Consider the following 13,707-nt stretch of genomic DNA (forward strand, 5'->3'; position numbering starts at 1 on the left):
CGAGGGCACCTGCGCCGGCGGGCGTACCGGTTCCTCCGCACGCGCGGGCGGGTGCTGACCCGGCTCGGCGTCTGGTCCGTGCTGGAGGCGGGGCAGACCTTCGTCGTCGGCTTCGGCCTCGCGCGGGCGCTGGACGCCGGGTTCCTGGCCGGGGACACGCGGACGGGCCTGCTGTGGCTGGGTGCCGCGGGGCTCGCGGTGTGCGCCGGCGCGTACGGCACCGGGCGGGTGTACGGCGTGGTCGCCGCACTGGTCGAACCGGTCCGGGACCGGCTGGTGGCGGGGGTGGTCGCGCGCGGGGTCCGGAAGGCGGACGCGGGCGCGTTGTCCCAGCTCACTCAGCAGGTGGAGATCGCCCGGGACACGTTCGCCGGGGTGGTGCTGGTGTCCCGCTCGTTCCTGTTCACCGCGGCCGGCGCGTTGGTCGGCCTGTTCTCGCTGGCGCCTCTGCTGCTGGCGGTCGTGCTGCCTCCGTTAGTGGCCGGGGTGGCCCTGTTCGCGGCCGCGCTGCGGCCGCTGGCGCGCCGTCAGGAGGTGTTCCTCGCGGCGGACGAGGCGCTGGCGCACGAGCTGGGCGAGGTCTGCCCGGGGCTGCGGGACGTCACGGCGGCCGGGGCGGAGGCGCGGGTGGCCGCCGCGATCGGGGAACGGATCGAGGCCGAGCTGGCCGCGGCCCGCGCCCTGGCCCGCTGGAGCGTGGCCCGGGTGACGGCCCTGGCGGTGGGGGGTGAGCTGCCGGTGGTCCTGCTGCTCGTCGCCACCCCCTGGCTGCTGGGTCACGGCGTCACCCCAGGGGCCCTGGTCGGCGCGCTGGCCTACGTCACCCAGTCCCTCCTGCCCGCCCTGCACAACCTGGTCCACGGCCTCGGCACGAGCGGCGCCCGCCTCACGACGGTCCTGCGCCGCCTGGCGCCCCCGGAAGCCGCGGGGCCGGCGGCCGACGGGGGACCGATCGGCCCGCCGGCCATCCCGGGCCCATGCACCGGACGGACACCGGTCACACCACAACCGGCCGAGCAGACGGCTCAGATCCGGGAACCGACCCCACCCAGCCCGAGGTCCCGCCCCGCACCGACACCCCGTGGAGCGGCACACACCCCCGCCCCCGCCCTCGCCCTCGCCTCCGTCACCTTCGCCTACGGCCCCGCGAGTGCGCCCGTGGTGGACGGGCTGGATCTCGTCGTTCCGGACGGCGGGCATCTGGCCGTCGTGGGTCCGAGCGGGGTCGGGAAGTCGACGCTCGCCGGGCTCGTCGCGGGGCTGATCCGGCCGGGCTCGGGCACGGTCCGCGTCTACGGCCATGCCGTACCGGCGCCGCAGGCGGCCGCGCTGCGGGTGCTGATCCCGCAGGAGGCGTACGTCCACGGGGGCACCCTCGCCGAGAACCTGGCCCTGTTCCGTCCGGACCCGGTGCCCGAGGCGGAGCTGCTGGCGGCCGCCGAGGCGGTCGGGCTGGAGCCGCTGCTGCGGGCGTTGGGCGGGCTCGGCGGACGGGTCGACCCGGCGGCGCTCTCCGCGGGCGAGCGGCAACTGGTCGCGCTGACCCGGGCCTACCTCTCCCCCGCCCCGCTCGCCCTGCTCGACGAGGCGACCTGCCATCTCGACCCAGCGGCGGAGGCGCGCGCGGAGCGGGCCTTCGCCGCGCGCCCGGGCGGCACCCTGGTCGTCGTCGCCCACCGGATCAGCTCGGCCCGGCGCGCCGACCGGATCCTGGTGATGGACGGCGCGCGCACCCGCTGCGGCACGCACGACGAACTGCTGCGGGCCTCCCCCCTGTACCGGGACCTGGTCGGCGGCTGGGCGGCACCGAGTGCGCCGGTGCGCGGCTAGTCACAGCCACCCTTCGCCGCGGGATATCCGGATCGCGTCTATCCGGTTGCGTGCGCCGGTCTTGCGGGTGATCGACGCCATGTAGTTGCGGACGGTGCCGTGGGACAGGTGCAGGCTGCCGGCGATCTCCGCTATGGACGCGCCGCCGGCCGCCAGCGACAGCACGCTCAGCTCACGTCTGGTCAGGGGCATCTGGGCCGCCTTGAGGAAGTCGAAGCCCAGCGTGGCATCGACGAAACGTTCCCTCGCCGCGACGCTGCGGATGGCGTGCACCAGCCGGTCGGGCGCGCCCGCCTTGTCGACGAAGCCCAGGGCACCCGCCTCCGCGGCCTGCTTCAGCAGGCCCGGCCGGTTGGCATGGGCCAGCACCACGACCGCCGGCGGCCTGCCACCGCCGCGCGGCGGGCACAGCTCGCCGAGCGGCGGCGCCCCGTGGCCGTCGGCGCAGTCCAGGTCCGCCGCGCACACGTCCGGGCATAAGGACCGCAGCCGCCCGGCCGCGCCGCGCCACGGCGTGTCGTCGACGGCGAAGCCGGGTTCCCGGCGCAGCCAGTCCGCCAGAACCGATCGCACCAGACACGCATCGTGCACCAGAAGCACCCGGATCACTTCCCGCCCCTTAGGTTGATGGCCGTCTCTCGTCCTCGCCGTACCCCGTACGTTCCGCCGGCGCGATGAGCGCGTGCCCATTCTTGGGCCCGGCCATCGTTCGCGGGCGCGGAGATTCGGCCATCGAGGTGCGCGGGGGCGCACACGTGGTGCCTCGTACGCCGCCCACGCTTCCGTTGCACAGGCATGTGTCCGAGCTGACGGGGTAATCGGGGGCACCCTCCGCGGGCGGCCCTGACCGTGGGTGCTCGCCGTGCACGGGCCGCCCCCGCGAGGGAGTCTTGACCCCGGGATGTGACGCGCGGCCGGGCGAGGAGGTGGTCGGCGTGTCCGACGGGCCAGGGCCGGAGCGGACACCGGTGGCCGACGGGCCGCCGGTGTCCCAGCCCGTGCTGTCGCTGGCGCTGGCCACCCTGCTGGAGGAGGTGCGGGCACACTCCGGCGCGGTGTATCTGCTCAGTCCCGACGAGCCGGTCCTGGAGATGGCGGTGCACGCCGGCATGCCTCGGGCGTTCGCGGCGCCCTGGCAGCGGGTCGGGCTGAGCGCGCCGATCCCGATCGCCGACGCGGCGCGCGAGCGGCGGCTGGTGTGGGTGGGCGGCGAGGAGCAGATGGCCCGCTGCTATCCACGGATCGCGGTGGTGCTGCCGTACCCGTTCGCCCTCGCCGCGGTGCCCGTGGCGACCGCGCGCCGGGTGTACGGAGCGGTGTTCGTGACCTTCCCCGGTGCGCATCCGCCGGAGCTGTCCGGCCCGGAGCGCGAGCAGCTGACGACGGCCTGCGACCGGCTGGCGCTGCGGCTGGAAAGGGCCGAGGAGGAGAACCGGCCGATCGGGCACGAGGCCGACGTGCTGGGGGTGCCGGTCTCGGGCGTGGCCGCCACGCTCGGCTCCGTGGAGGCGGTGCGGATGGTGTCCCGGCTGCCGTACGGGCTGGTGTCACTGGATCTGCACGGCCGGATCGGGTTCGTGAACTCGGCCGCCGCCGAGCTGCTCGGCAGACCTGCCGGGGAGCTCCTGGGCACGGTGCCCTGGGTGTCGGTGCCCTGGCTGAACGACCCGATGTACGAGGACCGTTACCGGGCGGCGCTGCTCAGCCAGCAGGTGACGTCGTTCGTGGCACTGCGCCCGCCGGGCGACTGGCTGTCGTTCCGGCTCTACCCGAGCACGACGGGGCTGAGTGTGCGCATCAGCCGGGCCCGGGCGGTGACGGAGCTGGCCCGGGGCGCGCCGCAGTCGGGCGGCAGTCCGGCCCGGCTGGTGACCATCTCGCAGGTGCTGAGCCTGGCGAGCGCCCTGACCGAGGCGGCGGGGGTGCAGGACGTGGTGCAGCTGGTGTGGGACGAGATCGCCCCGGCGGTCGGCAGCCGGGCCATGGTGATCCTCGGCTCGCAGGGCGGCCGACTGCATGTGCTGGGGCACCGGGGATACGAGAACCCGCACGTCGTGGAGCGGTTCGACGGGCTGCCGCTGACCGAGCGCACCCCGGGCACACAGGCACTCGGCAGCGGGGTGCCGGGATTCTTCGAGTCGCAGGAGCAGCTCGAGCGGTTGTATCCACGCCGGCACGGGACCCCGGACGGCTTCGCGGCCTGGGCGTACCTGCCGCTGATCGCGTCCGGGCGCCTGGTGGGCACGTGTGTGCTGGCGTACGCCGAGCCGCATGTCTTCCCCGCCGACGAGCGGGCCGTGCTGACCTCGCTCGGCGGGCTGATCGCGCAGGCCCTGGAGCGGGCCCAGCTGTACGACGCCAAGCACCGGCTGGCGCACGGGCTGCAGCAGGCGCTGCTGCCCGACACGCTGGCGCCGCCGCCCGGCATCGAGGCGGCGGCCCGCTATCTGCCGGCCACGCACGGCATGGAGATCGGCGGCGACTTCTACGACCTGGTGCCGACCCGGCCGCTGGCGGCGGCGGTGATCGGGGACGTGCAGGGGCACAACGTGACCGCGGCGGGGCTGATGGGGCAGATCCGCACCGGGGTGCGCGCGTACACCACGGTCGGGCAGGCGCCGCACGAGGTGATGGGAAGCACCAACCGGCTGCTCATCGACCTCGGTGCGGACCTGTTCGCCAGCTGCCTGTACCTGCGGCTGGACCCCGCGCGCGGAGCGGCCGTGATGGCGCGCGCGGGGCATCCGCCGCCGCTGCTGCGACGGCCGGACGGGCGGGTGCGGGTGCTGGACCTGGCCGGGGGTCCGCTGCTCGGCATCGACGCCTCGGCGGCGTATCCGACGACCGAGGTGTCCCTCGCCCCCGGCTCCGTGCTCGTGCTGTACACCGACGGACTGGTGGAGTCCCCCGGTGTCGACATCGAGGACGCACTGGCCGACCTGGGTGAGCTGCTCACCGAGATCGGTGACCGGCCCCTGGAGGACCTGGCGGACCAGGTCGTCCGGCGCAGTGCGGCGGCCCAGCGGCGGACGGACGACGTGGCGGTGCTGCTGTTGCGGGCCCGCCAGGACGGCTGACCGGGCGTGGTCCGGCCCTCCCGCCGGAGGGCCGGACCGTTCCCTGCCCGCCGGAACCGCGGTGAGGCCGGCAGGGGGTCGGGGGGAATCCGTCTCGCCGGGGGTCCGCCTCGCGGGGGATCCGGCTCAGTTGGTGCCGGTGAGGGACGACCCGTTGTCCGACGAACCGCTGCCGGACTGGTCACCCGTACCACTGCCGGACTGGTCACCCGTACCACTGCCGGACTGGTCACCCGTACCGCTGCCGGACTGGTCACCGGCCGAGGCGGACGGGTCGGCGCCCGCGCCGGACTGGTCGTCGCCCGCGCCCGCCTGGTCACCGGAGCCGCTGCCCGACTGGTCGCCCGCGGAGGCCGACGGGTCGGCGGAACCCGACTGGTCGCCCGCGCCGTTGCCGCCGTTGGCGTCAGCACCGCCGTTGCCGCCGTTGCCGCCGTTGCCGAGCGTCGCGCCGGTGGCCTGGAGCGCCGCGGTGACCGGCTGGAAGAAGGTCTCACCGCCGCTGGTGCAGTCGCCGCTGCCGCCGGAGGTCAGACCGACCGCGCCGCCGTCCTGGGTGAACAGGGAGCCTCCGCTGTCACCGGGCTCGGCGCACACGTTCGTCTGGATGAGGCCATTGACCGTGTCGACGCCGTTCGGGTCCGTCTCGCTCTGGAAGTTGACGGTGGCGTCGAGACCGGTGACCTGGCCGTCGTGCAGACCGGTGGTTGAGCCCATCCGGAACACCGTCTCGCCGACGGTGGCGTCCGCGGCCTGGGTGATCTGCACGGTCTGGCCGTTGCCGGTGTTGACCTCGCTGGGCGCCTGGGTGCCCGCGTCGTTGTACTTGACGAGCGAGAAGTCGTTGCCGGGGAACTTCGCCTGGTCGACGGTGGCGATCGGCTGGCCGTTCTGCGAGTCCGACCAGTCCTTGGCGGCGACCCCGCAGTGACCGGCCGTCAGGAAGGCCGGACTGCCGTCGGAGGCGGTGACGTTGAAGCCGAGGGAGCAGCGCACGCCGCCGCCCTGGACCTGGGAGAAGATGGCGTCGCCGCCGGAGACGAAGGTCTTGAAGGTGCCGGCGGACTTCTTCAGGGTGGCCATGCCGGAACCGAGGCTCTGCACGGTCGACTGCAGTCTGTCCCACTTGGCGCCGGTGACGGTGGAGTCGGCGGTGACCAGGACCTTGTCGGTGCGCGGGTCGACGGCCCAGGACGTGCCGGGGATGGTCGCCTTCGTCTTCAGCGTCCCGGCGGCGGCCTTGAGGTCGCGGGTGCTGTTCTTCACCTGGCGGACGACCGCGCCCGCCTTCTTCGCCTGGACGATGGTGTTGCTGTCGCCGTTGACGACGTTGACGACCAGCTTCTGCCGGCCGCTGTCGTAGTAGGAGCCCGCGAAGGCGTCGCCGAGGGCCTTCTGCAGGCGCGCGGCGAGGTCGGAGGCCTGCGTGGCCTTCAGGGTCCTCGCGGTGCCGGCGCCGTCCGCGGCCTGGTCCTTGTCCTGGGAAGCGTTGGCGTTGGGCAGCAGGAGGGCCGCCGCTCCGAGCGCCGCGACACCGCCCACCGCTATCGCCGCCTTGCGCTTGGGCATTCGCTTGTGACTCAAACTTCTCGACCTCCTGGGGACGGGGGTCTGCCGCTCACGGGCAGTTCGTATCGGGGCGCCTGGATGGCCGTGAGTACGCACCGGCCGCGCGGTGTGTTCAATTCCGTTTCCCAACGGCCGTACCGGAACGGTGAATCGGCCACGTTCCGCGTGTCCGGGCGGGCGGCCGGGAACAATCACCCATATGACGATGACCCCCGCCGAAGCCGACAAGATCCTCTCCGACCGCTTCGCCCCCTGGGTGCTCGACCTCGGACTCTCCGTCGAGTCGCTCGGCGAGGACCGGGCCGTCCTGCGTCTGCCCTGGTCGGAACGGCTGGCCCGGGACGGCGGGGGCCTGTCGGGGCAGGCCCTGATGGCGGCGGCCGACACGGCGACGGTCATCGCGGTGTCCGCCGCGCGGGGCGGGTTCGTGCCGATGACGACGGTGCAGCAGTCGACGTCGTTCCAGCGCGCGGTGACCGGATCCGATGTCCTGATCGAGGCGGTGCTGACGAAGCTGGGCCGCCGGACGGCGTTCGCCGACATCACTCTCAGCGACGCCGGTTCGGGCGCGCTCGCGGCCCGCGCGAGCACGGTCTACGCGATCCTGGGCTGACACGCTCGGCTACCGGTCGGTGACGGTCTGCTGCGGACACAGACCGGAATCCCTGCTTCAGGGAATCTGCACATTGAATACTCAACCAAGTCACCGCCGTCAGCGGATCTGCACAATCGCGCGCCCCTGGTACGCCTTTGGCGCGGAGTGCCGGATTCGCCGCGCGCCGGACAAGAGGCCGTGCGCGACGATGCCGTGCGGCATGTGAAGGAGTCGCCGACGAGTCGTGCACACGCCTGCACGGATGAGTCGCTGCGGCGGACAAGTGCCCTGGTGAGAGCCCTGGTTGATTGGAAGAGCGCCCCGCGTGCGTGCTTTGATCCATCGCACCGCAGGGGTCGCCCCCCGGCGGTCGCGGCGGTCCGTCTGTCCCCAGAGGGGGCCGCTCTCCCCCTTGTGAAATATCCATACGAAGGGAAGTTCCACCATGAACTCCACCCCCCAGGTCGAGACCGTCGAGATCTCGGACGCCGAGCTGGACAACGTCTCCGGCGGTCTGTCCGTGAACGCCCTCAACTCCGTGACCGGTGCGGTCAACGGTGTTGCCCCGGTCTCCGGCGCGCTGGACACGGCCATCGGCACCGTCGAGGGTGTCACCGGCCTGAACGTCGCCCCGGTCACCAACCTGGTCGCCGGTCTCTGATCGCCCTTGGGCGTCACCGAGGTCCCGGAGCCGTCCCGCGGCTCCGGGGCTCTCGGATGCCCTGAAACACCAGCGTCTCTCCCACAGGTGAGGGAAGTTCCGTGCAGTTCCGCCAACAGGCCCTCGCCAAGCTCCAGTCGCCGGAGGAGCTGGACCTCCCCGTGCGGCTCGCCCGCCCCCAGGGCTGGCTCGCGCTCGGCATCACCGTCGTCGTCATGGCGGCGGCCTCCGTGTGGGCGGTGACCGGTTCGGTCGCCTCCACGGTGAGCGCGCAGGCCGTCCTCACGCACGGGCAGGGCAGCTATCTGCTGCAGAGCCCGGTGGCCGGCCAGGTCACGGCCGTCCTCGCCCGGCAGGGCGAGCGGCTGCCCGCGAACGCCCCGGTCCTCAAGGTCCGTACGAGCCAGGGCGACTCGGTCGTCCGCACGGTCGCCGCGGGCCGCGTCACCACCCTCGCCGCCACCATCGGGCAGATCATCCAGACCGGCACGAACGTCGCCGCGGTGGAGCGGGTCGCCCACGCCTCCGACCCGCTGTACGCGACCGTGTACGTCCCCGCCGAGAACGCCGCCGCCATCCCGGCGCACGCCTCCGTGGACCTCACCGTCTCCTCGGTCCCGGCGCAGCGGTACGGCGTGCTGCGCGGCCGCGTGAAGTCGGTGGACCGCACCGCGCAGTCCGCCCAGTCGATCTCCGCGTTCCTTGGCGACAGCCAGCTCGGCGAGCAGTTCACCCGCAAGGGCCGGCCCGTGGCCGTCCTGGTGGAGCTGGACCGTTCGAAGGCGACGAGGAGCGGCTACCGGTGGTCCACCACCGACGGGCCGCCGTTCGGGCTCGACTCGATGACCTTCGCCACCGGTTCCGTCCGGCTCGCCGACCAGCGTCCCGTCGATTGGCTGCTCCCGTGACCACCACGCAGGAAAACCGCCGCAGACGGGCCGCCCCGGCCAAGCGGCCGGTCCCCAAGTCCCGTGCCGGGACGGTCCGTACGCCCACCGTGCTCCAGATGGAGGCCGTCGAGTGCGGCGCCGCCTCCCTCGCCATGGTGCTAGGCCACTACGGCCGGCACGTGCCGCTGGAGGAACTGCGCATCGCCTGCGGTGTCTCCCGCGACGGCTCACGCGCCTCCAACCTGCTGAAGGCGGCCCGCAGTTACGGCCTGACCGCCAAGGGCATGCAGATGGACCTGGCCGCCCTCGCCGAGGTGCAGGTCCCGGCCATCCTGTTCTGGGAGTTCAACCACTACGTCGTCTACGACGGCATGGGCCGCCGCTTCGGCCGCCGGGGCGTCCACATCAACGATCCCGCCAAGGGCCGCCGGTTCGTGCCCATGGAGGAGTTCGACGGCAGCTTCACCGGTGTCGTGCTGGTGCTGGAGCCCGGCGAGGGCTTCAGCAGGGGCGGGCGCCGCCCCGGTGTGCTCGGCGCGATGCCGGCCCGGCTGCGCGGCACCGCCGGCACCCTGCCCGCCGCCGTCCTGGCCAGCCTGCTGCTGGTCGCGGTCGGCGCGGCCGTACCGGCGCTGAGCCGTACCTACATCGACACCTTCCTGATCGGCGGGCAGACCTCGCTGCTGAGCGTGCTGTTCGCGTCGATGGCGACCTGTGTGCTGCTCACCCTGGTGCTGACCTGGCTGCAGCAGGCCAACCTGCTGCACAGCCGGATCATCTCCTCCACGCTGTCCAGCGCGCGGTTCCTGCGCCATCTGCTGCGCCTGCCGGTGACGTTCTTCGCCCAGCGCTCCCCCGCCGACCTGGTGCAGCGGCTGCAGTCCAACGACCAGGTCGCCGAGACCCTGGCCCGGGACCTCGCCGCGGCGGGCGTGGACGCGATCGTGGTCGTGCTGTACGCGATTCTGCTCTACACCTACGACCCGCAGCTGACCTTCCTCGGCATCGGCGTGGCCCTGCTGAACGTGGTCGCCATGCGCCTGGTCGTCCGGCTGCGCGCGACCCGCACGGCGAAGCTGCGCGCGGACACGGCCCGGCTGACCAACACCTCGTACACCGGTCTCCAGCTGATCGAGACGATGAAGGCGACCGGCGGCGAGGACGGCTACTTCCGCAAGTGGGCCGGGCAGCACGCCACCACCCTGGAGGAGCAGCAGCGGCTCGGCGTGCCGAGCGCCTGGCTCGGCGTGGTCGCCCCGACCCTCGCCACCTTCAACAGCGCGCTGATCCTGTGGATCGGCGGTCTGCGCGCGGTCGAGGGGCACATCTCGGTCGGTCTGCTGGTCGCGTTCCAGGCACTGGTCACCCGCTTCACCGCGCCGCTGACCCGGCTCAACGGTGTGGCGGGCCGCATCCAGGACTTCGCGGCCGACGTGGCCCGGCTCAAGGACGTGGAGAACTTCCAGGCCGACCCGCTCTACGCCCGCCCCGGCGGCGGTGACTCCACGCGCCGGCTGCACGGGCACGTCGAGCTGGAGAACGTCACCTTCGGCTACAGCCCGCTGGACCAGCCGCTGCTGAGCGGCTTCGACCTGACCGTCGGGCCCGGTCAGCAGGTGGCGCTGGTCGGCGGCTCCGGCAGCGGCAAGTCCACGGTGTCCCGGCTGATCTCGGGCCTGTACGCGCCGTGGGACGGGGTGATCCGCATCGACGGCCGCCGGCTCGAGGACATCCCACGTGGCGCGCTCGCGGCCTCCGTCTCCTTCGTCGACCAGGACGTGTTCCTCTTCGAGGGCTCCATCCGCGACAACGTGGCCCTGTGGGACCCCTCGATCCCGGACGAGGCGGTCGTCGAGGCGCTGAAGGACGCGGCGCTGTACGACGTGGTGATGCGCAGGCCCGGCGGCATCCACAGCAGGGTCGAGCAGGACGGCCGCAACTTCTCCGGCGGGCAGCGCCAACGCCTGGAGATCGCCCGGGCGCTGGTGCGCCGGCCCAGCATCCTGGTGCTGGACGAGGTGACCAGCGCGCTGGACGCGGAGACCGAGCTGGTCGTGATGGACAACCTGCGCCGGCGCGGCTGTGCCTGCGTGGTGATCGCGCACCGGCTGAGCACCGTCCGGGACAGCGACGAGATCGTCGTCCTGCAGCACGGCACGGTGGTCGAGCGCGGGCGGCACGAGGAGCTGGTGGCACGCGGCGGCGCGTACGCGGCGCTGGTCAGGGAGCGATGAGATGAGTTCCGTTCAGGAGGGACACGACGGCGACCTCGTGCTCGGTGCGCTGGGGTCCCTGGGATCGCGCGTGGACTGCGCCGGTTTCAACCGTCTCGACCTCGAAGGCCCGCAGGTGCTGTGGCTGGTCGCGGCCGGGGCCCTGGACCTGTTCGCGGTGGACGCCGTCCAGCAGGGCCACTGGCACCACCTGGGCCGGCTGGAGGCGGGCGCGCTGCTGCTCGGCCCGGTCGCCGGGCCCCAGCACACCCTGGTGGCCCGCCCGGTCCGGGACTGTGTGGTGCACCGCGTCAACCTGCGAGAGCTCTACCAGCCCGCGAACACCCAGACCTGGTCGTACGACGAGTACGGCACCCCGCAGTACGTGCCGCCCGCCACCAGCCCGCTGGAGTACGCGGTGGCGCTCGGCGTCGGCCGGGGCCTGTCCGTGCTGTTCCAGGCACCGATGGCCGAGGAGCGGGCGCAGGCGCCCACCGACGACGACGTGTTCTGGATGCAGGTCCCGCCGGGCAGCGTCCAGTACGGCTCCCTGTACGGCGATCAGGCCGCCGCCGACCTGCTGATGGACCCGGCGCTGTGGCAGTCGATGGTCGACCAGCAGTACCGGCTGCTGACGGCGCTGGACCGGTGGATCGAGCAGCTGGAGCGCACCCACGAGACGCGCACGGCCGCCGGGATCAAGGCCGGTGAGGCCGTGCGCGCCCAGGCCGACCAGACCCTGCTGGCCTCCATCGGCAAGCGCTCGGCCCGCCGGACGACGGCCGCCGACGCCGACGCCGGTTACGCGGCCTGCAAGCTGGTCGCCGAGGCGGCCGGGATCACCCTGGCCGAGCCCGCGCAGAGCGGCACCGAGAGCGACCGGCTCGACCCGGTGGAGCGGGTGGCGCTGGCCTCCCGGGTGCGCGCCCGGGGGGTCCGGCTGGACGGGAACTGGTGGCGGGAGAACGTGGGCCCGCTGGTCGGCCACCGGGCGCTGTCCGGGGCGCCCGTGGCGCTGCTGTGGCGGCGCGGCGGCTATGTCGCCGTCCACCCGGGCACCGGACGCGAGACGCCGATCGAGAAGGCGAACGCGGAGGAGTTCGAGCCGCGCGCGGTGATGTTCTACCGGCCGCTGCCCGACAAGCGGCTCTCACCGCTCGGCCTGCTGCGGTTCAGCCTGTACGGCACGCGCGGCGACATGCTGAACCTGCTCCTCGCGGGTCTGGTGACGGTGGTGATCGGCGCGCTGGTGCCGGTCGCCACGGGCCGGGTGCTCGGCGAGTACGTGCCCCGGGCGCAGACGGGCCTGATCGTCCAGGTGTGCCTGGCCGTGATGGTGAGCGGGGTGGTGGCGGCGGCGTTCACGCTGCTGGAGAACCTGTCCATCCTGCGGCTGGAGGGCAGGATCGAGGCGGCGCTCCAGCCGGCCGTCTGGGACCGGCTGCTGCGGCTGCCCACCCGGTTCTTCACCCAGCGCTCGACCGGGGAACTCGCCAGCGCGGCGATGGGCATCAGCGCGATCCGCCGGCTGCTCGCGGGCGTCGGCCCGGTGGTCGCGCAGTCGGTGACGATCGGCGCGATGAACCTCGGTCTGCTGTTCTGGTACAGCGTGCCGATGGCCATGGCGGCGCTCGGCATGCTCGTCGTCATCGCGGCCGTGTTCCTGGGGCTCGGGCTGTGGCAGGTGCGCTGGCAGCGGAAGCTGACGGTGCTCGGCAACAAGCTGAACAACCAGGCGTTCCAGACCCTGCGCGGCCTGCCCAAGCTGCGGGTGGCGGCGGCCGAGAACTACGCGTACGCGGCCTGGGCGCGGGAGTTCGCGCGCAGCCGGGAGCTGCAGCAGAAGGTCGGCCGGATCAAGAACCTGACCACCGTGCTCGGCGCCGTCTATCTGCCGGTGTGCACGCTGCTGATGTTCATGCTGCTGGCGGGCCCGGCGAAGGGCGCGATGTCGGCGGCGGACTTCCTGACCTTCAACACCTCGGTGACGATGGTGCTGACCTCGGTCACCCAGCTCACCAGCTCCTTCGTCTCGGCGGTGGCCGCGCTGCCGCTGTTCGAGGAGATCAGGCCGGTCTTCGAGGCGACCCCCGAGGTGCGCACGTCGAGCACCCGGCCGGGACCGCTGTCGGGCGCGATCGAGGCCCGGCGGCTGTCCTTCCGGTACGCCGACGACGGTCCGCTCGTCCTGGACGACGTGTCCTTCGCGATCCGTCCGGGCGAGTTCGTGGCGGTCGTCGGCCCGAGCGGCTGCGGCAAGTCCACGCTGCTGCGACTGCTCATCGGCTTCGACAAACCGGTCTCCGGCAGCGTCCTGTACGACGGCCAGGACCTGGCAGCCCTCGACCAGTCGGCGGTGCGCCGGCAGTGCGGGGTCGTGCTGCAGCACGCGCAGCCCTTCACCGGCTCCATCCTGGACGTCATCTGCGGCACCGAGCCGTACACGCCGGAGGAGGCGATGGCGGCGGCCGAGATGGCGGGGCTCGCGGAGGACATCCAGCGGATGCCGATGGGCCTGCACACCATCGTGGCCGGCAGCGGCGCGATCTCCGGCGGCCAGCGGCAGCGGCTGATGATCGCCCAGGCGCTGATCCGGCGCCCCCGCGTCCTGTTCTTCGACGAGGCGACCAGCGCGCTGGACAACGACACCCAGCGGATCGTCATCGAGAGCACCCGCAAGCTGAACGCCACCCGGGTGGTCATCGCGCACCGGCTGTCCACGGTGCTCGACGCCGACCGGGTGATCGTGATGGAGGACGGCAAGGTCGTCCAGCAGGGCACCCCGGCCCAGCTGCTCGCCGACACCGGGGGCCGGCTGCACGAGCTGGTACGCAGGCAGCTGGCCTAGGCCGGTTCCTTCGGCTCGTCGCCC

At 73.1% G+C, this 13,707-nt stretch carries 9 protein-coding genes; 7 read left to right on the forward strand and 2 right to left on the reverse strand.

Translation table 11 applies throughout. From position 1 onward, the window contains the following. Nucleotides 1-51: 51 nt before the first annotated feature. Nucleotides 52-1,830: an ATP-binding cassette domain-containing protein gene (locus ACIHEJ_RS00315; protein WP_400131751.1), complete on the forward strand. Its 1,779-nt coding sequence runs from the start codon at nucleotides 52-54 to the stop codon at nucleotides 1,828-1,830. Here ACIHEJ_RS00315 and ACIHEJ_RS00320 read toward each other — a convergent pair whose 3' ends face one another. After that, nucleotides 1,831-2,439 (reverse strand): LuxR C-terminal-related transcriptional regulator, encoded by a 609-nt coding sequence (locus ACIHEJ_RS00320; protein WP_400130884.1) that lies wholly within the window; start codon nucleotides 2,437-2,439, stop codon nucleotides 1,831-1,833. Nucleotides 2,440-2,756: 317 nt separating this feature from the next. On the opposite strand from ACIHEJ_RS00320, the gene ACIHEJ_RS00325 reads away from it, so the two are divergent. Next, entirely contained in the window at nucleotides 2,757-4,907 is a 2,151-nt protein-coding gene (locus tag ACIHEJ_RS00325) for a SpoIIE family protein phosphatase (protein ID WP_400131753.1), read from the forward strand. Nucleotides 4,908-5,033: 126 nt separating this feature from the next. On the opposite strand, the gene ACIHEJ_RS00330 is transcribed toward ACIHEJ_RS00325, so the two are convergent. Continuing rightward, nucleotides 5,034-6,476 (reverse strand): S1 family peptidase, encoded by a 1,443-nt coding sequence (locus ACIHEJ_RS00330; protein WP_400131755.1) that lies wholly within the window; start codon nucleotides 6,474-6,476, stop codon nucleotides 5,034-5,036. A 199-nt stretch (nucleotides 6,477-6,675) separates the two neighbouring features. Between ACIHEJ_RS00330 and ACIHEJ_RS00335 the strand changes: the two genes are divergently transcribed. From ACIHEJ_RS00335 to ACIHEJ_RS00355, 5 genes are all read left to right on the forward strand, one after another. Continuing rightward, nucleotides 6,676-7,089, forward strand: a complete 414-nt coding sequence (locus ACIHEJ_RS00335; protein WP_400130885.1) for a PaaI family thioesterase — start codon at nucleotides 6,676-6,678, stop codon at nucleotides 7,087-7,089. Between the two features lie 427 nt (nucleotides 7,090-7,516). Then, nucleotides 7,517-7,732: a type A2 lantipeptide gene (locus ACIHEJ_RS00340; protein WP_400130887.1), complete on the forward strand. Its 216-nt coding sequence runs from the start codon at nucleotides 7,517-7,519 to the stop codon at nucleotides 7,730-7,732. Nucleotides 7,733-7,833: 101 nt separating this feature from the next. Then, on the forward strand, nucleotides 7,834-8,640 hold the full coding sequence (locus tag ACIHEJ_RS00345; RefSeq protein ID WP_400130889.1) for an HlyD family efflux transporter periplasmic adaptor subunit: 807 nt from the start codon (nucleotides 7,834-7,836) through the stop codon (nucleotides 8,638-8,640). Continuing rightward, nucleotides 8,637-10,856 carry an NHLP family bacteriocin export ABC transporter peptidase/permease/ATPase subunit gene (locus ACIHEJ_RS00350; RefSeq protein ID WP_400130891.1) on the forward strand — a complete coding sequence of 740 codons (2,220 nt, stop codon included), beginning with the start codon at nucleotides 8,637-8,639 and terminating at the stop codon, nucleotides 10,854-10,856. The genes ACIHEJ_RS00345 and ACIHEJ_RS00350 overlap by 4 nt, the downstream gene beginning before the upstream one ends. 1 nt (nucleotide 10,857) lies before the next feature. Further along, nucleotides 10,858-13,683, forward strand: a complete 2,826-nt coding sequence (locus ACIHEJ_RS00355; protein ID WP_400130893.1) for an NHLP bacteriocin export ABC transporter permease/ATPase subunit — start codon at nucleotides 10,858-10,860, stop codon at nucleotides 13,681-13,683. Nucleotides 13,684-13,707 lie beyond the last annotated feature (24 nt).

The organism is Streptomyces sp. NPDC052301 (assembly GCF_044593395.1).
GTDB lineage: Bacteria > Actinomycetota > Actinomycetes > Streptomycetales > Streptomycetaceae > Streptomyces.